Annotated in this window: 23 protein-coding genes; 13 read left to right on the top strand and 10 right to left on the bottom strand. The window is 63.3% G+C overall.

All coding sequences use genetic code 11. The features are described from left to right. A partial coding sequence (locus KF724_12545; GenBank protein ID MBX3356517.1) for a hypothetical protein occupies positions 1–1,406 on the top strand: 1,406 nt, incomplete at its 5' end. Here KF724_12545 and KF724_12540 read toward each other — a convergent pair. The 4 genes from KF724_12540 to KF724_12525 form a co-directional block, all read right to left on the bottom strand. Beyond that, the gene (locus KF724_12540; protein ID MBX3356516.1) at positions 1,390–2,118 is read right to left on the bottom strand and encodes an amino acid ABC transporter ATP-binding protein; all 729 of its coding nucleotides are present in this window, start codon (positions 2,116–2,118) and stop codon (positions 1,390–1,392) included. The genes KF724_12545 and KF724_12540 overlap by 17 nt on opposite strands. Next, complete coding sequence (locus tag KF724_12535) at positions 2,115–2,723, bottom strand: ABC transporter permease subunit (GenBank protein MBX3356515.1); 609 nt, start codon at positions 2,721–2,723, stop codon at positions 2,115–2,117. The genes KF724_12540 and KF724_12535 overlap by 4 nt, the downstream gene beginning before the upstream one ends. Before the next feature lie 81 nt (positions 2,724–2,804). Further along, complete coding sequence (locus KF724_12530; protein MBX3356514.1) at positions 2,805–3,707, bottom strand: amino acid ABC transporter substrate-binding protein; 903 nt, start codon at positions 3,705–3,707, stop codon at positions 2,805–2,807. Positions 3,708–3,722: 15 nt separating this feature from the next. Continuing rightward, a complete protein-coding gene (locus KF724_12525; protein MBX3356513.1) occupies positions 3,723–4,595 on the bottom strand; it encodes a DUF3050 domain-containing protein in 873 nt (290 codons plus the stop codon). A 530-nt stretch (positions 4,596–5,125) separates the two neighbouring features. Here KF724_12525 and KF724_12520 point away from each other — a divergent pair. From KF724_12520 to KF724_12465, 12 genes are all read left to right on the top strand, one after another. Further along, positions 5,126–5,380 (top strand): hypothetical protein, encoded by a 255-nt coding sequence (locus KF724_12520; GenBank protein MBX3356512.1) that lies wholly within the window; start codon positions 5,126–5,128, stop codon positions 5,378–5,380. Further along, entirely contained in the window at positions 5,377–5,898 is a 522-nt protein-coding gene (locus tag KF724_12515) for a DUF2924 domain-containing protein (protein MBX3356511.1), read from the top strand. Before KF724_12520 ends, KF724_12515 begins: the two co-directional genes overlap by 4 nt. Beyond that, entirely contained in the window at positions 5,895–7,472 is a 1,578-nt protein-coding gene (locus KF724_12510; protein MBX3356510.1) for a recombinase family protein, read from the top strand. The genes KF724_12515 and KF724_12510 overlap by 4 nt, the downstream gene beginning before the upstream one ends. Before the next feature lie 463 nt (positions 7,473–7,935). Beyond that, complete coding sequence (locus KF724_12505; protein ID MBX3356509.1) at positions 7,936–9,021, top strand: hypothetical protein; 1,086 nt, start codon at positions 7,936–7,938, stop codon at positions 9,019–9,021. Then, positions 8,987–9,691, top strand: a complete 705-nt coding sequence (locus tag KF724_12500; protein ID MBX3356508.1) for an Rrf2 family transcriptional regulator — start codon at positions 8,987–8,989, stop codon at positions 9,689–9,691. Before KF724_12505 ends, KF724_12500 begins: the two co-directional genes overlap by 35 nt. Before the next feature lie 93 nt (positions 9,692–9,784). Further along, positions 9,785–10,414, top strand: coding sequence for a sigma-70 family RNA polymerase sigma factor (locus KF724_12495; protein MBX3356507.1), 630 nt, complete (start codon positions 9,785–9,787; stop codon positions 10,412–10,414). A gap of 172 nt (positions 10,415–10,586) precedes the next feature. Beyond that, on the top strand, positions 10,587–11,348 hold the full coding sequence (locus KF724_12490) for an AAA family ATPase (protein MBX3356506.1): 762 nt from the start codon (positions 10,587–10,589) through the stop codon (positions 11,346–11,348). Between the two features lie 22 nt (positions 11,349–11,370). Further along, positions 11,371–11,865 (top strand): DUF669 domain-containing protein, encoded by a 495-nt coding sequence (locus KF724_12485; GenBank protein ID MBX3356505.1) that lies wholly within the window; start codon positions 11,371–11,373, stop codon positions 11,863–11,865. Then, entirely contained in the window at positions 11,862–12,227 is a 366-nt protein-coding gene (locus KF724_12480) for a RusA family crossover junction endodeoxyribonuclease (GenBank protein ID MBX3356504.1), read from the top strand. Before KF724_12485 ends, KF724_12480 begins: the two co-directional genes overlap by 4 nt. Continuing rightward, positions 12,228–13,928, top strand: a complete 1,701-nt coding sequence (locus KF724_12475) for a DEAD/DEAH box helicase family protein (GenBank protein ID MBX3356503.1) — start codon at positions 12,228–12,230, stop codon at positions 13,926–13,928. Continuing rightward, on the top strand, positions 13,928–16,072 hold the full coding sequence (locus tag KF724_12470) for an AAA family ATPase (GenBank protein ID MBX3356502.1): 2,145 nt from the start codon (positions 13,928–13,930) through the stop codon (positions 16,070–16,072). The genes KF724_12475 and KF724_12470 overlap by 1 nt, the downstream gene beginning before the upstream one ends. Before the next feature lie 457 nt (positions 16,073–16,529). After that, a complete protein-coding gene (locus KF724_12465) occupies positions 16,530–17,888 on the top strand; it encodes a ParB N-terminal domain-containing protein (GenBank protein MBX3356501.1) in 1,359 nt (452 codons plus the stop codon). 11 nt (positions 17,889–17,899) lie between these two features. Here KF724_12465 and KF724_12460 read toward each other — a convergent pair whose 3' ends face one another. The 6 genes from KF724_12460 to KF724_12435 are packed head-to-tail and all read right to left on the bottom strand — an operon-like array spanning position 17,900 to position 20,622. Then, complete coding sequence (locus KF724_12460) at positions 17,900–18,379, bottom strand: hypothetical protein (GenBank protein MBX3356500.1); 480 nt, start codon at positions 18,377–18,379, stop codon at positions 17,900–17,902. Positions 18,380–18,382: 3 nt separating this feature from the next. Continuing rightward, positions 18,383–18,742, bottom strand: a complete 360-nt coding sequence (locus tag KF724_12455; protein MBX3356499.1) for a hypothetical protein — start codon at positions 18,740–18,742, stop codon at positions 18,383–18,385. Positions 18,743–18,745: 3 nt separating this feature from the next. Then, positions 18,746–19,696 carry a DUF3085 domain-containing protein gene (locus tag KF724_12450; protein ID MBX3356498.1) on the bottom strand — a complete coding sequence of 317 codons (951 nt, stop codon included), beginning with the start codon at positions 19,694–19,696 and terminating at the stop codon, positions 18,746–18,748. A 54-nt stretch (positions 19,697–19,750) separates the two neighbouring features. After that, complete coding sequence (locus tag KF724_12445; protein ID MBX3356497.1) at positions 19,751–20,035, bottom strand: hypothetical protein; 285 nt, start codon at positions 20,033–20,035, stop codon at positions 19,751–19,753. Positions 20,036–20,061: 26 nt separating this feature from the next. Further along, entirely contained in the window at positions 20,062–20,304 is a 243-nt protein-coding gene (locus tag KF724_12440; GenBank protein ID MBX3356496.1) for a hypothetical protein, read from the bottom strand. Between the two features lie 24 nt (positions 20,305–20,328). Further along, positions 20,329–20,622 carry a hypothetical protein gene (locus KF724_12435; protein ID MBX3356495.1) on the bottom strand — a complete coding sequence of 98 codons (294 nt, stop codon included), beginning with the start codon at positions 20,620–20,622 and terminating at the stop codon, positions 20,329–20,331. Between the last annotated feature and the right edge of the window lie 39 nt (positions 20,623–20,661).

Genomic DNA, 20,661 nt, shown 5'->3' with positions numbered 1-20,661 from the left:
GATCAGTCCCTGCTGATACAGCTGCTTCGGATACACTCAGGCCAGATTTGGATCTGCCCATGGATCAGGCCAACGCGCAGCCCACGAACCGTGTCGAGCGTCTAGGTCTACTTCTCCTCAACAATCCGGTACTTACCGCGGTCATTTTTGTTGTTGTTGTCGGCATCCCAATCGTTCTGTCGTTGACGGGAGCGGTCAGTTGGATTGTCAAACTGAGTTTGCCGGATCTACCTCCACTCACCGACCCCGCGACACTTGATTCTGCAGTCTCGCATGCGTCGGCCTCCTCCGAGCGATTCGTCCACCTGCTCAGCGTGGGGCTCGGTTTGACGGCGTCCTTGGTCCTTGGCCTAGCCCAGGCGATTCTGCTCCTGTATGGCTTCGTTGCGCGACACCGCGAGCAGATGCTTGAGATGGCGGATCAGGCAACAGCAGCTCGCGCCAGTTTCAAGGATCAAGGAGACGCTTCAATTGCCGCGTTGTTAACGAGCGCGAAGGTTACGGTAGACGGGGCGGTCCACGAGGTGGTCCGCGAAGTTGGCCTGATGCGGTCGGCTCTTCTTCCACTCAGTCAGCAGGTTGCATCGACGTCCGCTGTGCAATCGGACTGCATCGCTGCCGCCACTCTTGTTGGAGAACTCCTACAATCTGACTCAAGGGAACATCGCGTCATAACGAGAAGTCTGATCCGCGGGTTCAGCAATCGGCTTAGAAGCCACGCAAAGAACCTCTCAGGCGAGGGGGCATTCTTGGATGTCGATGAGCGCCGCGAGCTAACGGAGGAGCTTGCAAAGGCAACCGGTGCATACGCGATCTGCATGACCGATCTTCAGCGAATCCGTACCGGCGCGATGACGTGGCATCTTGAATACCTAGCCCTTCTAGAGAGGCTTCGCTCCGAGCTCCACGCAAAGATTCCATGTATATTCGCGCTAAGCGACACGCCCTCGCAGCCCGCGCTAGCGCAGGCAATAGCAGACCTTCCAGATACTGTTGTACCATATGTTGTAATAGGTCTCGGACACGCTACCGATGCAATGGCGAGCCAACACATTCGATGGTTCTTCGAGCTCGGCCCATTGATTGAGCTATTCGATTCTTCGATCCTTGCGGCCCTCTTGAGCCGGGACCCCAAAGCCCTCGGCACTCGCATCGCGTGGAAATCAACAGCGTTCCGCGTCCGCACAGGGCGGCACTTGACTCCCGAGCTCTCGCATCGAATAACGCTGGCCGATGCCATTCAGTTCGCGGCCAACCAACACAATCAGTCAGTATGGGCCTCAGAGGACGTCGCGAAGCTTGTGCGAGCAGGAGTTGACAACGGTCCGACCTCATCCCTTCACCGCGTACTTTCTCATGTAACCGCGCGAGTCACATCGCCGCCGATCCCTAGTTCGCGCGATTAGCCAAGGCTACGAATGCCTGAAGCCCAGAAGAGGCCGGGGTGTTGAGAATATCGATGCTTCCAAACTCAGCAACTGCTCCATTCTCTAGAAACATGATTGAGTCGGCCGTGTGTCGCGCGAATCCCAGTTGATGGGTTACGTGCAGAATGGTGGTCCCTGATTGCGCCACTTCCCTCAGGGCTGCAGTAAGTGCTACTGCCCGCGACATATCTAAGGATGCGGTCACCTCATCGAGCAGTAGGACACGAGGTTTCAATGCGAGCGCTCGCGCGACTGCAACAATCTGGCGCTGACCGCGGGATGCTTCGTTGGGATGCCTATCGATGAATCCCGACAGATCTAGCCGCTCGATCAACGCGTTGCAGATTTCCTCCGCCTTGCTCCCATGACGATTCCGTGCAGGCAAGAGGAGGTTCTCCCGATTAGTCAGATGAGGCCACAGGAACAGATCCTGGAAGACCATCGTGATGTTTGGCCACAGTTCCTCCTGACTCAGTGCCGCCTCTCCCCCAGGCTCGAGACGACATCCGTCAACTACGAGATGCCCTTGATCAAACCCCTCGACACCACTCAAGACTCTTAGAAGTGTGCTTTTCCCCGTGCCACTGGAACCAAGCACTGCAAGGATCTGACCACTGTCGACGGAAAAACTCACGCCGCCCAGAACCCGAGTGTGTCCGTACGATTTATAAAGGTCGACACAACGAATCATCGTTCAGACACGTCCCTTGTGTAACGATACCGAAGCACGATCGCGGCGATATGAAGAGGGACGCAGACGACGACGAAGAACAGAGCCAAGGCGGTGAATAACTCCACCGGCTTGTAGACCATGGAGTTAATTCTTTGTGCGACGCGGAATATCTCGTTAACAGATATCAACGACGCGAACAGCGATGCCTGCAAAATGACTACGATGATTGAGAGTGCGGTTGGAAGCAACCGGCGAAACATCAGGGGAAGCTTGATTCGAAGAAGAATCTGGCTGTGGCGGAGACCGCAAACCTTTGCAGCAACATCAAACTGCGCAGGAAAGTCGCCTAACCCTAATCTGACAGCGTCTGCGACCAGGATCGCGGTGTAAGCCATTAGGGTGACGGTTGCGGTGAGAAACGGATCGATGACCATGCCGAGCATCGCTTGAGCCGGATAGTGAAGCCAAAACAACACAACGAGCACGGGCACGGCCGCGAATAGCACCGCTATAGCTTGGAGGACTCGCCCCGCACTTCGCGGCCACCTCGCACCTGCCAAGCCAAACCCAATACCTAACGGAAACCCTATCAGCCACGCGATCCCGCAAAGCTTCAGGGTCACGGTTAGGCCTTGTAGTAGCTCCCGCCAGTGTTGCTGCAGTACTTGGAGCATCTCGGTGGTATTCGCAACGCAGCATCACTATCAATCTGGCTTGCTATCAAGCGGTGCATACGGCGGCGCTACGCGATAAAAGGCGCCAGGTATCGGCTCGTACTCCCGCAGCACCTCGGCAACCCGACCAGAGCTCTGAAGATCCGCGATTGCAGTGTCAATCATGTTCTTGAACTGAAACTCGTCCTTTCGCATAAGAAACACATTTGCGAACACTCGAATGGGGTGGGTGGACGCTATGTTGCGAATCGAGTTGGGGTTTGCCTGAAGAAAGAGCATACCTTGAGCAGGCTCGGCAAAGAATACATCGATCTTGTTGCTGACAAGATCGAGAAACAACTGCGACTCGCTCGTCAAATTTGGATAGGTGGTCAAAGTGGCTTTGGGGAACTGCGTTTTGGCAATCGACAGAGGAGTTGATCCATCAATTGCCGCAATTCGAATCTCAGGGCGATTGATTGACTCCCAGTTGTCAGCGGGAGTAATGCGCGATTCGTCAGGCCGGACCCAAACACCGACGCCGCTAAAATACACGGGGGCGGATACCGTGGCAGCCTTCCCGCGGCTTGGATTTGCCCAAAGGCCGCCGACGATGTCGTACCGACCAGTGTCCAGTCCTTCGATCAGAGTCGCCCAGCCAACCTCCTCTGCGAATTCAACTCTCAAGCCCGTACGACTCGCGATGTCCTCGAGGAGCGCGGGGAAGATTCCAGTGATTCTCTTGCCGCTAGCATCAACTATCGTGGCGGGCGGATAGGCGACGTACCCCACTCGCAAAGTACCTGTCTGGAGCACTCGGGTGTAAGCGTGCTCCTTGGTCACAGGTCCAGTCGGCGCGACTTGCCAAGTCTTTACTACGATCAGCGACACTGCTAGGGCAACAATCGCCGCAATCACCACGAGCAGGAACGGCGCCGACCTGTTGTTTGGCATGTTTGGGCAACTCCTCTAAACCTTCGACCTGGCGAAGCTCGATGGGGTATTGGCGCTGGCAACCCGTGCGAGCGCATCGGCAATGCTATCCAAGAACTGTCCTCTCGCTCTAATCGCCTCGATTGCCGATTCTAGCGCCTCGCGCTCCACAACAGCGTCATTCCTTACAGTATTAGAGTACAGAGTGGCGCTCAGTGGTCCATGTGTCGCTGAGTCGACCTGAATGTGTCGCTCTATGTACCAGCGAAACATCGACAGGCACGAGTCATTGGGCAAGTTGGTCAGGAGTGTTGATAGCAATCGCGGCACAAGCTCTTCGCGAGCCAGGCACAGCGCTGCAACCCTCGCGTGGATCGGGCCCGTAGCAGACTTGTATGTCGCCTGAACGAACCGTACGGCTGGCGGTGTGGCGCCCACATCGAGCATAGATGGGATCAGGTCGCGAGTGATCCGAAGGCGGGAAAGGAAGGCGTCAATCGATCTCGTCGATGCTCCCGCTTCCTTCATGGCGCCCAGGTAGATCTCAAAGTGACTATGTTTGAGGCCATCTGGGCCAATGTCCGCTTCTTCATCGGCGATGATCGCATTGATCGCTGCCACCGCATCGGTGTCCGCGGGCGGAACCCAAAGGAGCTCGTAGCAACCCAATCCGACCTGGACCGACTTGGCAAGCATCATGAAGTCCCAGACACACCACACATGGTGCTCCATGAACGCGCGAGCACTCTCTAAGTCCACGACCATGGAATAAACATGGTGGTTAGCGACCCTGTCGGCCTCCGCGACAAGACTCACTGAGAGGGCGTCTTTTCGGACTCGCAGGGCGTCTAGAATGCCCTTGAACGGCATCTCTGGGTCGGCCAGAGGCGGGCTGTCAGATGGAGCCATCCCGGTAGTGTACCGGCGTTGGAGGGGCAAGGCGGGTCTCGCGGTACGCGCTGCGGCGTGTCATCCGAGGTCCAGGTTGAGGGCGCTTCGTGCGTCGGCTCTCAGATCCACGGCGAACACCTCAACACCCGCCCCGCCCCCGCGTAAGGACGGCTGCCTTTCGTTCCTTGCCTGGAATCCGAGCCTATTCGACCGACCACGGGTGGTCGCACATTCACCCCCTCTGCGAGGATTCTGCGATGTCGCCGCGACTCGGCCACCACTAGTCCGACGCTTATCTCACGCCGAGCAATGCGACGAGATCGCGAGCATCGTCGCCCGCAGCACCCTCCGACTGCAGGCCCGCATGATTGGCAGGAGCGACGAGCCGGAGGATTCGAACGACCTCGCGCCGACATGGCTCTCAAATCCCTTCTCGGCTCACCCCCTTGTTGACTCGCCTCCGGAAAGAGGTGCGACAACCTTTCCGTACATGCAGATGTAGAGGGATGCCACCCGCCCGTTGACAGCGGGGGCGGAAGGACACCCCCATGCCCGGACGCAGCGGCCCTGCGCGGCCGAGGGCATCACGCGCCCCCACCATCTCGCCACGGCAGCGCCGGAGCGAACTCGCGGCGATCGTCGCGAGCGGAATCGCGCGAGCCATCGCCGCCCGGGCGGAACCTCGCGAAGAGCCGGCAGATCCTGCCGTTGACGGCCTTGCACTCTCGGCGGACTTGAGGCTCAGTGTGCCACTGGCCGTGCCGTTCACGCAGAACGGGCCCGATGTCGGAGAGCACGCATGATCGAAGTCGACTCCATTACCAAGCAGATCGCCGCCCTCGAACGCATGACAGTCGGCCAGCTCCAGAAGCGATACGCCGACGTCTTCGGAGAACCAGCGCGCTCGGGCAACAGGCAGTGGCTCTTCCGCCGCGTCGCCTGGCGGATTCAGGCGCTCGCCGAGGGCGATCTCGCCAAGCGTGCGATCGAGCGATCACGAGCACTCGCGCGCGAACTGGCGCGTGACGCCGATCTTCGCCTTCGACCACCACCGGCCCCGCCACCGACACTTCGGGGCTCTCTCGCCGCCACGGCGCAACTTGCCATCGACCGCGACGGTCGCGTCCCGCCGCCCGGCGCGTTGCTCACGCGCCGCTTCAAGGGCCGCGAGTACCGCGTCACCATCCTGCCGAACGGATTCGAGCTCGACGGCGAGACCTACCGCTCGCTCAGCGCGGTCGCCCACGCGATCACCGGCTCGCACTGGAACGGCATGCTCTTCTTCGGGCTCACGAAGCCCAGGGAGGCGGCAAACTCATGACCAAGCGCCAGCGCGAAGCCGAATCCGATCGCGTGATCCGCTGCGCGGTCTACACGCGCAAGTCGAGCGAGGAGGGCCTGGACCAGGACTTCAACTCGCTCGACGCACAGCGCGAGGCCGCCGAGTCGTTCATCGCGAGCCAGAGGGCTGAGGGCTGGCGCTGCATCCCCACGCGCTATGACGACGGCGGATTCACCGGCGGCAACATCGACCGCCCTGCCGTGCAGCGCCTTCTCGCTGACATCGATGCCGGATTGATCGACTGTGTCGTCGTCTACAAGGTCGATCGCCTCAGCCGATCGCTGCTCGACTTCGCGCGCATGATGGAGTCGTTCGAGAGGCACGGCGTCTCGTTCGTCTCGGTCACGCAGCAGTTCAACACGACCCACTCGATGGGTCGGCTCACGCTGAACATTCTGCTTTCGTTCGCGCAGTTCGAGCGCGAGATCATCTCGGAGCGCACGCGCGACAAGATCGCAGCCACGAAGCGCAAGGGCATGTGGAGCGGCGGGCGCCCGATCCTCGGCTACGACATCGATCGGCTGCCCGGCGGCAACCGACTCGTGGTCAATGCTGCTGAAGCGGAGCGCGTGCGTCGCATCTTCGAGCTCTACCTCGAGTGCGGCTCCGTGTTGAAGACGATGCGACGGCTCGACGAGATGGGCTGGAGGAACAAGTCGTGGACGACCAAGGGCGGCGTGGCCCAAGGCGGGCGGGGCTTTGAGCCCCCGCAGCTTCTTGGTCTGCTGACCAATGTTGCCTACCTCGGCAAGGTGAAACACAAGGACGATGTGTACGACGGACTCCACGACGCGATCGTCGATCAGAACGTGTTCGACCGCGTCGCGGAGACGCTGAAGGCCAATCGCAGCGGTGACGGTCGCGGCAGTGGGAACAAGCACGGCGCGCTCCTCAAGGGGCTCGTGCGTTGCAAGGCCTGCGGCTGCGCGATGATCCACCACTACGCCAGCGACCGGTCAAAGGCGGGCATTGAGAAGCACTACCGCTACTACGTCTGCACGAACGCCCAGAAGCGAGGCTGGAGCGAGTGCCCTGCCCCTTCGCTTCCTGCCCAGGAACTGGAGCGGTTCGTGGTGGACCAGCTTCGATCCCTGGGTCGCGACGACGCGTTGATGGCGGAGGCGGTCCGCGGCGCGCAGGAACAGCTGCGAGAGCGCGTCGACGAGCTGGACGCGGAACGCACGGGCGTCTCCGCTCGACATCTCGCCGCGCGCGATGCACTGCGCGAACTGGTGGACTCTGGCCAAGATCGCAATGGCAGTGCGGCACGTGCGAGCGAGTTGCGCTCCGAGATCGGCGCGCTCACCGCTCAGCAGCGGCGCCTTGATGCTCGACTCACGGCGCTTCGGAACCGCATGCTCGATGAGGATGAATTGGTTGGCGCGCTGGAGGCGTTCGATCCCATGTGGACCGCGCTGGCCTCCACCGAGCGAGAGCGGCTCATCCACCTGCTCGTCCAGAGCGTCGAGTACGACGCCGCGAGCGAGTCGCTCAGCGTGACCTTCCACGCGCAGGACGATGCCACGCTTGAGGAGGTGACATGCCAGACATGACCGTGACCAGGCCGATCCACTTCGCCACTCGATCGCACAGGCGGCGTGAGATCATTGAAGGCGCGCGACCGATCGCCGAAGTCACTGCCGCAGGCCGCGTGCCGCGCATCGCGCGCCTGATGGCGCTCGCCATCAAGATCGAGGACTTGATCGAGAAGAGCGCGATCCCCGATCAGACTGCGGCTGCCCAACTCGGACATGTCACGCGAGCGCGCATGACGCAGATCATGAATCTCCTGCTCTTGGCACCTGACATCCAGGCGGCGATTCTGGAGCTTCCGCGGGTTCGTGAGGGTCGAGATCCGATTGTGGAGACGCACTTGCGGGCGGTGGTCGCCAAGGTCGCTTGGGAGCGCCAGAGACTCCTATGGGCGCGCCTTTCCTCCCCCCACAGCCGTGCTGCGGTCGCGTCCCAAGGTAAACTCTCGCGGCCCCGGGGAGGGGATACAGGGAACAGAGTCCCATGGCCCGTAGAACCACGACAGGTCGATCCGGAACAGTCTGCAATGAAGAGCAGGCCGTGCTTCTCTCTCACCTGCTTGCGCTGAAGAAACCTCAGCTCAAGGAGTTCCTCGACCGGCAGGACATGAAGAGATCGGGGAGCAAGGCAGAGATTCGAGATCGGCTGGACGCCGCGCTGGTCTCCGGCACTCTGACTGCGGAGCAGGTCGTTCAGTTCCTGGATGAGGTGACGCCCTGGGGGAAGCAGCATGTCTTCCTTTACCGAGGACCGACCGATTCCCTCGCCGGGTGGAAGAGCACCGAATCCGTCGAACGGCGACTGAGGGAGCATGGGCAAGACCACCTTTTGAACAGCAGACTGCCGCTCGTGCTCCCGGAGGAGATGACGCTGTCCTCGATTACCCATGATGGCCGCCGCCTACGCGTCACGGCCATCCGGAAGCGACAGTGGAGTGAGCGCCGTCCGGATTACGACGAGGCGAGAGCCAGCGATCTTGGGGAACCGATCCACTTGCGAGCGTTCGTGGAGCGCGTTACTCGAGGGCTTGTGGCGTTCGAGTGGGATCTGACCGCGAACACAGCGATCCTGCAGGTGTCGCAGGTCCCATCAGGGATCAAGTACGAGGATGTCGCCGAGGAGTTCTCCTCGCTCATCGCCGGATGGCTGGACATTTCACGCTTCAGGATTCTGGACTTGCGTCGCGCGATTCGGAGGCTGCACGAGATCGAGGAGAGCGGCAATGGCGAGGCGCGCTCGCACAGGATCAACTATCGCACCTTGGAGGGCCGGAGACTCGAGGTGATCAGCGCGTCGCCCACATGCTCAGTGCTCGGCGATCCAGTCATTGATTCGGGCCTCGCCGCCGTGCGGGAGAACGGCCTCGGTCACCTCGGGAATTTCTACCTGTGCGCCAATGGGGCTGCACAGTGCGCGGCCCCGCACATCGTGAACGGCCATTCGCCGCCGGCCGCTCAAGAGTTTCATGTGATCATCATTGGCTACCGCAACCGAGTTCGCCTCATGACCGCGAACGACGAGGATGCAGTGCGACATGTTCTTTCGCGAATCCGATCTTATTGCGCGTGAACATCCTGACTTGATTCGCGAGGTCGAGCGACTTGACGCGCGCCTCGCCACCGTGCGGTCTCAATCGCCGCTGAGGCCGAAGGACTTCGCTGGCGTGATCAACGCGGAGGCGAATCTCGTGGAGTCACTCTTTGAGCTCCTTGCCGAGCATGGCGTCGTTGCGGCCGACGAGATGGTCGAATGTGACCGCTGCCAGATTCTGAACTCAGCCGATGCCTTTCGCCGTGCGATCGCCGACGAGGACCTCTTCGAATGCGCCGGCTGCGGTGCCGCCGTTCCAGCTCGCACACAGATCGAAGTCATCTATCGGATGACGCCGACATCGCTCGCATTCGCGCTTGCGGCCAGGTCGGCGCAGCGCCCTCCGCCCTCTCAGACGACAGTCCCGACGCTTGCGGAGGAGCCCCTGAGCGATCGCGCACAAGAGGTGCTTGTCGCAATGCTCGATCTCGGCGCCATCGATTCGGATCGGCGCCAATCCACCGAGATGATCGCGAAGAAGGCCAGTGATGGCGACGCCAACGCTCTCAAGGCGGTCATGAGTGACCTGAAGACTCGCGGCCTGATCGTGACCAAGACCGGGCGCGGTGGTGGATGCTGGCTCACGACGAGCGGCCACGCGCGCGCAGTGAAACTCCGCGACGCCGTCGGAAACTCCGCAACTGTTTAGACACCCTTTGCGCACCGTTTTTGCCCGTGGGCAGAGGCAGACTCCTCGCACTTCGGACGCCATGCCGGCGATCCGCAGCATGAGGAGTCGTCAATGTCAGAAGCAGCCGTCGCGAACCACCCAGAGTCCGAGTGCAGGCCAGCCCAGTCCCCGCCTGCTGTTCCAGCCAAGTCCGAACCGCTTCGCGGAATTGACCCGAGCGAGCTGATCGACTCCTTCGTCGAGGACCGCGTCCACTACCTCGTCGACAAGATCGGTGAGGCATACCGCCTGACCCATCACGATCGCGAAGACCTCTCACAGAGCCTCTTCGCGGCGCTTTCCGGCGCGGCGCGGCGCTACAACCCCGCCAAGGCGCAGCAACACACCTTCGCGTGCCGCGTCCTTCTCCGTGCAGCAGCCCACGAGGCCCGCACCATCCGGAACGCTCGGCGGAATCCAGCGCGATCGCCGCTCCTGCTGAGCGATCTTCAGCGGAATGGGCGCTGTCACCAGCTCCATGCACCGCGATGGACGGAACCAAGCGCCCGCGATCTTGCGCTTGACCTCCGCACGAGTCTCTCCCGTCTCAGCCGCAGGCAGCAGTTCCTCGCCGAGGCACTGAAGACGCTGCGCGTCTCCGAGATCGCCGCAGAGAAGGGTCAGCATCGGAGCACCGTGCATCGCGACCTTGCTGCCATGCGGCGCTCGCTCACGACCGCTGGGCTCGATCCCTCACTTTGAGATGTTCGACGCGACGGTTCCGCAGGACCTGCAGATGTAGAGGTCGGTGCGGTTCACGCGCGTCGATTCACCCACCCGCACCACGGTGCCACTTGTTCGCTTCGGCCAGGGCGCCTTCATGCGTGAGATCTGGCCGAGCGACCTTGAACCCACAGCTCAACACGGATACGCAATGCCACTACTCGACACCCTGATCACGACCACGACTCCGGCGCCGCCCAAGATCATCTGCTACGGCAGCGCCGGCGTGGGCAAGACCACTCTTGCCCGCGATGCCGACGCGCTCCTCATCGACTGCGAGAACGGCGCCGGCGCGATTCCCGGCCTGACGCGCACGCCGTTCATCAAGAGCTGGCCCGAGGCATTCGCCTGGCTCAGCGAGATCGAGAGTGCGCCACCCGAGGGACTCCAGGTCATCGCGATCGACACATTGGACTGGCTCGTCATGCGTATTGCCGAGTTCGTCGTGATGGACCTCGACAAGAAGAGTCGCGGCGAAGTCACGAACACGCTGTCGAGCGCCCATGGCGGCTACTTCAAGGCGCGCGAGATCGTGCAGAACATCGTGAGCCGCGAGCTGCTTCCGTTGCTGAATGCGATCACTGACCGCGGCATCGCCATCCTTCTGCTCGCGCATGCGACGAACACCAAGATGACGACGCCGGAAGGCTTCGACGTTCGTCTCGCAGGACCTGATGTTCCGCCGTGGATCGCGCCCATCTTCATCGAGTGGGCGGACTGCGTGCTCTATGCATCGCGCGAGGCAGATGGAACGCGCGTGGTCACAACCGAGGGGACCAGCACAATCACCGCGAAGAACAGGTACTCGCTCCCGCCGCGCCTGCCGCTCGCGTGGAACGACCTCATCAATTCGATCCGTCACGGCGTTGCCCCCGCTCCCGCCCCCGGCCCGGACGCGCCCGCCACTGTCTGAATCACACACACCGGAGACCCACATGGCCACACTCAACAACTTCGATGCCAACCAAGTCGATCCCGCCGCGCAGTTCGATCCACTCCCCGCTGGCAAGTACATCGCGGTCATCACCGAGTCGGAGATGAAGCCCACCAAGGCCGGAACCGGCCGCTACCTCCAGTTTGCGCTGCAGGTAACCGAAGGCCCGTTCCGTGGTCGCATGGTCTGGGCGCGACTCAACCTCGAGAACGACAGCGAGATGGCGGTGAAGATCGCTCGCGGTGAACTCAGCGCGATCTGCCGCGCGGCGAATGTGATGCAGCCGAGGGACTCCGTCGAGCTGCATGGCGTCCCGCTTGAGATCACCGTCGGGCTCAAGCGCCGCGATGACAGCGGCGAGTTCACGAATGTCATCAAGGGCTACGCGAAGCGACCCACGCCCGGCACTGGAGGCGCCAACGCTGCCGTTGCTGCACCGACTTCCGGGCCGCGACAGCCCGCGCTTGCGAGTTCGACGCCGCCGTGGAAGCGATGAGACGACGCGCGCTCACCCTTCCATTTCCGCCGTCTGTCAATCGCTACTGGCGGCATGTCGGACCCCGCGTGCTGGTGAGCCGCGAGGGGAGGCGCTATCGCGAACGCGTACGCGCCCTCCTCGCGGCGGTGCGGTTGAGCCCTGACCTATCCACCTTCCGAGGTCGCCTCGACATGGTCGTCACGCTGCATCCACCTGATCGCAGACGCCGCGACATCGACAACTCGATGAAGGGCCTGCTCGATGCGCTCGAGTACGCGGGCGTCTACGAGGACGACTCGCAGATCGACCATCTCACCATCGATCGCGGCGCCGTCGTTCCTCGCGGCTCCTGCACCATCGACATCGTGGAGACCTACTGAATGGAGCTGCGCCCCTATCAGCGCGAGGCTGTCGACGCGGTGTGGAACCACATCGCGACCAGCACCACGAATCCCGCGATCGTCCTGCCGACAGGCTCCGGCAAGACGCATGTAATCGCCGAGATCTGCCGCGATGCCGTCACCAAATGGAACGGACGCGTCGTCGTCCTTGCGCATGTTCGAGAGCTGCTCGACCAGGCGGCAAGCAAGCTGCGACTCGTTGCGCCCGACCTTCCGATCGGCGTCTACTCCGCTGGACTCGGTCGCCGCGATCTTGGCTATGCGATCACGATCGCGGGTATCCAGTCCGTCTACCAGCGTGCTCATGACCTCGGTCCGCTTGATCTCGTCATCGTTGACGAGGCGCATCTCATTCCACCAGACGGCGAAGGGATGTACCGGCGCTTCCTGGCTGACGCGCGGGACATCTGCGACCACCAGCGCGTCATCGGGCTGACGGCCACACCGTATCGAATGAAGACGGGCATGATCTGCGGCCCTGCACCGCAGCATGTGCTCAACGAAGTCTGCTTCGAAGCAGGCGTGCGCGAACTGATCACGCAGGGCTTCCTCTGTCCGCTGCGGAGCCGCGCAGGCAAGGCGGTCGCCGACACCAGTGAGCTGCATGTGCGCGGCGGCGAGTTCGTTGCGGGCGAGCTCGAGGACCTGATGGACAAGGACACGCTCGTCGAGGCGGCCTGCGCCGATATCGTCGCCTCCACAGCCGACCGCTTCTCCGTCCTGATCTTCTGTTCCGGCGTTCGTCACGGCGAGCATGTCGCCGCTGTCCTGCGAGCTCGACACGGAGTCGAGTGCGGATTCCTCGATGGCAACACGCCGACCAAGGATCGCGATGCGCTGATCGCCCGCTTCAAGTCGGGCGACCTCAAGTTCCTCGCGAATGTGAATGTGCTGACCACCGGCTTCGACGCGCCGAATGTCGATTGCGTCGCGATGCTGCGGCCGACGCTGAGCCCGGGCTTGTACTACCAGATGGTCGGCCGTGGCTTCAGGCCGCATCCGGAGAAGTCGGAGTGTCTCGTCCTCGACTTCGGCGGCAATGTGCTCCGGCATGGGCCGGTCGATGCGATTCGACTTGCCGATCCGAACGCCGGTGATGGCGAACCGCCTGCGAAGCAGTGTCCCGCTTGCGATGCACTCATCCATGCTGCGTACGCCGTCTGCCCGCACTGTGGTCATGCGTTCCCGCCACGCCAGGTGGTGAAGCACGGCGCCGAAGCGTCTGATGCCGACATCGTCACGGGCGCGGCAGGCGTCGCGCGAACCGAGGAGCGCGTCAGCGCCGTCGACTATCACATCCATTTCAAGCGCGACAATCCGAACGCGCTGCCGACGATGCGCGTCGAGTACCGCGTCGGCTGGAACCGCTGGCATCGGGAGTGGATCTGCTTCGAGCACCCTCGGAACGGCATCGCACGCAAGAAGGCCGAAGCATGGTGGAGCAAGCGATCGAATGAACTCGTGCCAAGCACCGTCGAGGAGGCGGTCGATCTCGCTCGCGCCGGTGCTCTTGCTCAGACGCTCGGAATCACCGTTGAACGCAAGCCGGGCGATCAATGGGACCGCGTCGTTGATCACAAGCTCGGTCCGAAGCCGCCGCGCCTCGAAAGCGAGGATGGCCTGCCCGAGACCGTGCCACCGTCGACGGATGATCCGGGGGTCGGGGAGATCCCGTTCTGATGACGAGCAACGCACCGACCTCGGTGAACGGCTCGCTCGGGATTCATGCGCGCACATGCGTTGCGGCCGGACTCTGTGCTCTGCCAGCGCTCAGGCGCGGTGATGAGAAGCGCGTGGCGCTTCGGCGCTGGAAGACTTACCAGTCGCGATTGCCGTCCACCGATGAAGTCGACTCGTGGTTCAAGACGGACGCGGCCGCCATGTGCCTGGTCTGCGGCGCCGTCTCAGGCCACCTCGAGATGATCGACTTCGATCTCGGCGGCGAAGCCTTCGACGCCTGGCGCAGCGCCGTCGAGCAGACGAATCCGGGTCTGATGGAGCGACTCGTCATCGAGTCGACGCCGTCCGGCGGCAAGCATGTGGTCTATCGATGCGAAGCGCCGGTGTCGGGCAACACGAAGCTCGCGCAGCGCCGCATCGTGGTCGGCGGCGCCGAGTCCGTCGTGGTCGGTGGCAAGACGCATGTGCCACGACAGAACGCTGCTGGCGAGTGGTTCGTCATTGTCACCATGATCGAGACCCGCGGTGAAGGTGGGCTCTTCCTCTGCGCGCCGTCCGAGGGCTACGAGATCACGCACGGCGATCTCCGCGCGCCGCCTCTGATCACCGCGGACGAGCGCGACATCCTGCTCGGCTGCGCATGGGCGCTCGACGAGATGCCAAGGCCCATGGTCGACGGCATCGCGAAATCATGCGGCAATCAAGAGGAAGCGAAGCGGCAGACAAGCGGAAGCGAACACGCAGCGGCGAGCCGCCCTGGCGACGACTTCAACTCTCGTGGCGACCCCCGCGAGACACTGACGAAGCACGGATGGACGCTGGTCAATCCGGGCGAGAACGAGCACTGGTGCAGGCCGGGCAAGTTCGCGGGCACGAGCGCGACCCTCAAGGACCGCGTCTTCTACGTCTTCTCGACGAACGCGCCGCCGTTCGAGGCACACAAGGGCTACTCGCCATTCGCCGTCTACGCGCTGCTCGAGCATCACGGTGACTTCAACTCCGCCGCAAGCGCGCTCGCGGCGCAGGGCTACGGCGCTGCCGACCGGACGCATGGCGTCGATCTCTCGGAGTTCATCACGCCAGCGCCGCCGCCAGCAGAATCACCGCTCGTGCCAGCGCCGCTTGCCGTGCGTGAGCTGGTCGCTGCCTACCCGCAGCTCCGGCCACCTGTGATCCACGGCCTGTTGCGCGAGGGCGAGACGATGAACATCATCGCGAGCCCGAAGACCGGCAAGAGTTGGCTCACGCTCGACCTCGCGATCGCCGTCGCCACCGGCCGTCCCTGGCTCGGTCGCTACGAGACGGTCCCCGGCAGCGTCCTCATCATCGACAACGAGCTGCACCGCGAGACGAGCGCTCACCGCATCCCGCGGGTCGCCCATGCACGCGGCGTCGCCATGCGCGAGATCGACGAGCGGATCTTCGTCGACAACCTCCGAGGTCGCCTCCAGGACATCTTCACGCTCGCGCCCTACTTCGCGGCGCTCGAGCCCGGGCGCTTCAAGGTCATCGTGCTCGATGCGTTCTATCGCTTCATGCCCGCGGGCGGCGACGAGAACGACAACGGCACGATGGCGAACATCTACAACCGCCTCGACGCGTTCGCCGACACGCTCGGCTGCTGCTTCGTGCTCATCCACCACTCGACGAAGGGCAGCCAGTCTTCGAAGAGCGTGACCGATGTCGGCGCGGGCGCCGGCGCGCAGAGCCGTGCGACCGACACGCATCTCGTGCTGCGCCCCCACGAGGAGCAAGGCGTTGTCGTGCTCGATGCCGCGGTGCGTTCGTGGGCGCCCATCGAGCCGACCTGCCTGCGCTGGTCGTTCCCGATCTGGACCGTGGACGACGCACTCGATCCTGGCGCCCTCAAGCCTGAGCGTCCCGCGAAGCGGAAGGAGTCCAAGGAAGACGAGCCCGCACCGGCGCCGACTTGGACCGTCGAGCGGTTTGTGCAGGAGTTCATCGGGACCGAGGCGCTCACGCTCTCTGACCTGCGTGAGACGGCTGCGCATCAGCCGGGGCTCTCATGGCGGCGAGTTGCTGACTTCGTGGCCATCGCCGAACGGAGGGGAATCGTCGAGCGCGTCACGCTGCCTGGTCGGGGTGGACCATCGGGTTATGTCATCGCCGGAGGTGGCGAGTGACCACGCTCAAGCACCCGAACCTGAAGCGCGAACTCGAAGCGCTCCGAACTCGAAGCGCGCGCAAAGTGGCGTTTTCGCGCTCGCGCTTCGGGTTGAACTCGAAGCGCGCGCACCCCCCCATACCCCCCCAGCGGGTGCGCCGCGAGTTCGCGGCGACCCGCGAACTCGAAGCGCGTGCGCTTCAAGTTCGCGCTTTGAGTTCGGGTTGTCGTAGGTACTACCAGCGCGACGACTGCCAATTAGGCACGTGGGAACAGTCGCCAATAGCAACTGACTTTATTTCAAGGTGCCGAACGCGGCGCGGTCGCCACCTGGCCCACCACGATCGCCCCCGTTGCGGAGGTAGCGCGGGGTCGCCCAGTCGCCGCCACTGCGCCAAGGACGCGCCCGTTGGCGGCGTGTTGGCCCACTTCCGACTCCGAACTCTGACCGCCCTGACCAAGGGCAAGGACGACACATGAAGATCGAACTTCGTCCGCTCACTGACATCACGCCCTACGAGGCGAACCCGCGCATCAATGACGACGCCATCGATGCGGTTGCCGCTTCGCTCAAGCAGTTCGGGTTCCGCCAGCCGATCGTGGTCGACGTCGACGGCGTGATCGTTTGCGGGCACACGCGCTGGAAGGCGGCACAGAAGCTCGGCCTCGAGAAGGCGCCGGTGCATGTCGCCAAGGACCTCACGCCAGAGCAGATCCGCGCATATCGCATCGCCGACAACAAGACCGCAGAGCTCGCCGAGTGGAACATGGATCTGCTTGCGATCGAGCTTGATGCGCTGCGGTCGATCGATGTCGATCTCGAGTCGCTCGGCTTCGACGGGGACGAGCTCGCGAAGATCTTCGCGGGCGACATGAATGACGGGCTCACCGATCCCGACGATGTGCCCTCGCAGCCCGACGCAGCGACGACTCATCCGGGTGACCTGTGGCTTCTTGGTGATCACCGACTCTTGTGCGGCGACAGTTCGTCCGTGGCGGACCTCGATCGCTTGCTTGATGGTCAGCCGATCCACCTGATCAACTCCGATCCGCCATACAACGTTCGAGTTGAGCCGCGCTCGAACAACGCGATCGCAGCAGGGCTGTCATCGTTCGCGGGAACACCGGCGACGCACCATCAGAAGTTCGACAAGGCGCGGAACCCCGACTCAAAGGCCACGCACAAGAAGCTGCGCGCGAAAGATCGACCGCTCGCGAATGACTTCGTGACGGACGAAGCGTTCGATGTATTGCTCGATGCGTGGTTCGGCAACATGGCGCGCGTGCTGCTGCCGGGACGCGGGTTCTACATCTGGGGCGGCTACGCGAATCTCGGCAACTACCCGCCGTATCTCAAGAAGCACGAGCTGTACTTCTCGCAGGGCATCGTCTGGGACAAGCAGCATCCGGTGCTCACGCGCAAGGACTTCATGGGCGCGTTCGAGATCTGTTTCTACGGTTGGCGCGAAGGCGCCGCGCATCTCTTCCTCGGCCCGAACAACGCGACCGACCTCTGGCATGTGAAGAAGGTGAACCCGCAGAGCATGGTGCACTTGACGGAGAAGCCTGTCGAGCTCGCGGTGCGTGCCATGCAGTACTCGTCGCGCTCGGGCGAGAACGTGCTCGACCTCTTCGGCGGCAGCGGCTCGACGCTGATCGCTGCGGAGCAGACTTGCCGTCACGCGTTCCTCATGGAGCTCGACGCGCTCTACTGCGATGTCATCGTTCAGAGATGGGAGAAGTTCACCGGCCGCAAGGCTGAACGGATTGCGCCCACGGCGACCGCGTCCCCGGAGAAAGCGCCAGCGAAGGCTGGCGCGGGAGTGAGCGAGTGATCGTGACCGGATCAGGTCGCTGGCAGTCCAGCCGCGCGGCGGAATGCGGCGATGGCAGCTTCGACGCCGAATCCATCGGCCATCGAGAGCCGGTTGTCGATCGAGCGCTCGCGGAGGAGCCCGAGTCGCTTCAGGCACTCGATCGCGACGAGACATCGCGTCCATGTGCGACCCGATGGCGCTACGAGCTCGTCCGCCACGAACCAGCCGTTGCCGTGCGGGTCCGCGTCCTCCTCGATCGTCTGGGCGATGATCTCGATTTCATCGAGGTCGATCGAGTCGGCGCGCTCCTCGCCGTCGGATCTGGTCGACCGTCGAACGAAGCGCTCCCCCTCGAAGGCGTAGCTCGGTTCGGTGGATTCCTCGGCGGCGGTGATGGCCCGCTCGAGCGCGTCCCATTCTTCGCAGGTATCCGAGTCGTGCCGCCGCGCCTCGGCGAGTTCGGTGGCCGCAGCGAGAAGCAGTCGCATGACGGTTTCGGTGCGCGTCATCGGTCAAGCCTCCTCTCCCCGCGCCGCGGCGGAACCCGGCGACCCCTCGCGGAGCGCGTGCCACTCGATGAGGGCGTCCTCGTAAACGAAGTCGCTTGCGGCCCGGTGCCGTCGGCCATGCACCGGCTCGATGCAGCCGCGCTCCTTGAGGAAGGCCATCGCGACCATCACCTGCGTGAAGGGCGCGCCGATCGCCGCGCGAATCTCTTCGCCGGTGAATGTGCCGGCACCGAGTTCCTCGATCGCGAAGGCGACGTCGTCGTAGACCTGCTTGGTGCAGGTGTGCTCGTAGGGCGTGCCGCGCTTCGGCACGACGCGCCGCACGAGCATCTCGAACGGGATGCTGAAGGTCTCGTCGCGCACCGATCAGCCCGCCTTCCCGTTCGTGGCGATGAAGAGGCCGCGATCGGTCTTCCTGAATCGCGCGTCCTTGCCCTTCGCCTTGATCTCGCGAATGAGCGCCGCGTAGAGCGTCGCGTGCGGCGTCTTGCCGCCCGGGCTCTTCCAGAGATCGCGCTTAGCCATTGCGTCGATGAGGGCGCCCGCGGTCATGGGCTCCTTGGCACCGGCCAGCACCTGTGCGGCCGCGTCGAGCGCGCTCGTGCGCTTCGCCTTCTTGGTCTTCGGCTGCTTCGCCGCCTTGGCCTGCTTCGCTGGCTTCGTCGTTGCGACCGCTCGCTCGCTCGGCGCCGCGCCGTCCTTGCTGGTCGCGCGCTCGTCGCGCTTCTTCCCGTGGGCGTTCTCCTGATCGGCAGCCGCAATCGCCTTCAGGTTGGCCTCGACCTCCTTGCGTGCGTTGGCGATCGCCTTGCTCGTGGCGGGGCCGCCTTTGCGGGCGGCGGTCTTCTTCGTGCTCTTCTTGCTCTTGGACATGTTGTCACTCCTGTTGCGGGCTGTGGATGGAGACTCCGCGCCGCGCCCGCGTGCGGCTGGAGCCGGTTGTTGCTTGGTCGGTGGTGCCTGCGTGAGGATGGTCACGGCGCGTTGGCCGAATGCGATGGCGAGGCGATGGCCGCGCTTGAGATCAGAGAGCAGGTCGTCCATGCCTCCGAGCGGAAGCGCAATGCCGAAGTCGTCGCCGCCCACGAGTTGCCGCGCGACCTCGAAGGCAGCGGGGTTCATCTCTGGGTCGCATCCGTTCACGAAGGCACAGACGCAGCCCGACACTCCCCCCGGCAACGGGGGCTCGTGCTTGATGTCGTCGTGGCAGAGGTAGAGCCCGTGGTCATGCGCGAGCATCAGCGGCTTGCCGCCTTTGACCGCCGCCTCGACCATCCTGAGGACGAGCGTTTGATCTGTGAAATGAAGTCGTGGCATGGTGGTGCGTCTCTTGGTGCTCTTGGAAACGGTGAAGCCCGCGTTGAGCGGGCTTCAGGTGGCGGGCTTGGTCTTCCGTTGGCCGACCGCGTCGAGGTAATCGAGCAGGTCACTCAGGTGCCACTCCTCTCCGTCGACGGCGTGGTGCTCGTCCGGGCCGCGCTCGCGGTCGTGGTCGATCTCGAAGAGTCGGAAGCAGCCGGAGACCTTGGGGTCGATCGCCCATGTGCGGCCGTCCGGAGTCACGACCTCGATCGAGAGGACTCGCGTGCCGTTTCGTCGGGCGAGCGCGCTCGCGGCCTCGATCGCCAGTCGGGTGGTGGTTGGTGTCAATGCCATCTCAGTTCTCCTTCGCTCCTTGAGTCTCAGATCGCGTCGTCGAGGAAGCCCTCGACCGCCTCGCGGCCCATGCCGCTGATGAATGCGACGGTGTCGATCAGGTCGCTGCGGACCTTGCCGAGGTTGCCGGGGAAGCCCCAGTTGTTCGGCGCGGCCTTCGCGCGCTCGGCGTGCTTCGTGAGCTCCATCTGGAGCACATCGATCAGGCGAGCGATGTCGTTCTGGTGGCTGGCGAGCGCTTCGGCCGCTGTTGCGTTTGTCTTTGGCATGGTGGTCTCGATGGTGCGTGGTGGTCAGCGGCTGGTCACGGCGGCGAAGGCGTCCGCGAGCGCCTTGAAGGGGCGTGCGGCGTCTCGAATCGCTGCGAGCGCTCCGATCGCCATCTCGACCTCGGTGGCTCGCGTCTGGAGGATGCCGCAGGTGTTGGGCATCTCGTCGCGGTCGAGTCGGCGCTGGGCCTCGTCGAGATCGCGGCGTGCGGACTCGATCGCCTTCGCAACGCGCTCGTGCGCGTCCTCTTCGAGAGCCTCGAAGGTGCGAAGGGCGTGCTGTGCGGCAAACATGGTCTCGTCGTTGGTGATGCTCATTGCGTTCTCCTGCGTTCGTGGTTTGCGTTCGCTGCCGGG

Source organism: Phycisphaeraceae bacterium, from assembly GCA_019636735.1.
Classification (GTDB): Bacteria; Planctomycetota; Phycisphaerae; order Phycisphaerales; family SM1A02; genus VGXK01.
The sequence above is the reverse complement of the archived record's forward strand: the minus strand, read 5'-3'. Positions and strand labels throughout refer to the sequence as shown.

Coding starts and splice junctions, on each gene's coding strand:
- KF724_12540 (MBX3356516.1), bottom strand. CDS start 2,118: ATGATTCGTTGTGTCGACCTTTATAAATCGTACGGACACACTCGGGTT.
- KF724_12530 (MBX3356514.1), bottom strand. CDS start 3,707: ATGCCAAACAACAGGTCGGCGCCGTTCCTGCTCGTGGTGATTGCGGCG.
- KF724_12525 (MBX3356513.1), bottom strand. CDS start 4,595: ATGGCTCCATCTGACAGCCCGCCTCTGGCCGACCCAGAGATGCCGTTC.
- KF724_12520 (MBX3356512.1), top strand. CDS start 5,126: ATGCCCGGACGCAGCGGCCCTGCGCGGCCGAGGGCATCACGCGCCCCC.
- KF724_12515 (MBX3356511.1), top strand. CDS start 5,377: ATGATCGAAGTCGACTCCATTACCAAGCAGATCGCCGCCCTCGAACGC.
- KF724_12510 (MBX3356510.1), top strand. CDS start 5,895: ATGACCAAGCGCCAGCGCGAAGCCGAATCCGATCGCGTGATCCGCTGC.
- KF724_12505 (MBX3356509.1), top strand. CDS start 7,936: ATGGCCCGTAGAACCACGACAGGTCGATCCGGAACAGTCTGCAATGAA.
- KF724_12500 (MBX3356508.1), top strand. CDS start 8,987: ATGTTCTTTCGCGAATCCGATCTTATTGCGCGTGAACATCCTGACTTG.
- KF724_12495 (MBX3356507.1), top strand. CDS start 9,785: ATGTCAGAAGCAGCCGTCGCGAACCACCCAGAGTCCGAGTGCAGGCCA.
- KF724_12490 (MBX3356506.1), top strand. CDS start 10,587: ATGCCACTACTCGACACCCTGATCACGACCACGACTCCGGCGCCGCCC.
- KF724_12485 (MBX3356505.1), top strand. CDS start 11,371: ATGGCCACACTCAACAACTTCGATGCCAACCAAGTCGATCCCGCCGCG.
- KF724_12480 (MBX3356504.1), top strand. CDS start 11,862: ATGAGACGACGCGCGCTCACCCTTCCATTTCCGCCGTCTGTCAATCGC.
- KF724_12475 (MBX3356503.1), top strand. CDS start 12,228: ATGGAGCTGCGCCCCTATCAGCGCGAGGCTGTCGACGCGGTGTGGAAC.
- KF724_12470 (MBX3356502.1), top strand. CDS start 13,928: ATGACGAGCAACGCACCGACCTCGGTGAACGGCTCGCTCGGGATTCAT.
- KF724_12465 (MBX3356501.1), top strand. CDS start 16,530: ATGAAGATCGAACTTCGTCCGCTCACTGACATCACGCCCTACGAGGCG.
- KF724_12460 (MBX3356500.1), bottom strand. CDS start 18,379: ATGACGCGCACCGAAACCGTCATGCGACTGCTTCTCGCTGCGGCCACC.
- KF724_12450 (MBX3356498.1), bottom strand. CDS start 19,696: ATGCCACGACTTCATTTCACAGATCAAACGCTCGTCCTCAGGATGGTC.
- KF724_12445 (MBX3356497.1), bottom strand. CDS start 20,035: ATGGCATTGACACCAACCACCACCCGACTGGCGATCGAGGCCGCGAGC.
- KF724_12440 (MBX3356496.1), bottom strand. CDS start 20,304: ATGCCAAAGACAAACGCAACAGCGGCCGAAGCGCTCGCCAGCCACCAG.
- KF724_12435 (MBX3356495.1), bottom strand. CDS start 20,622: ATGAGCATCACCAACGACGAGACCATGTTTGCCGCACAGCACGCCCTT.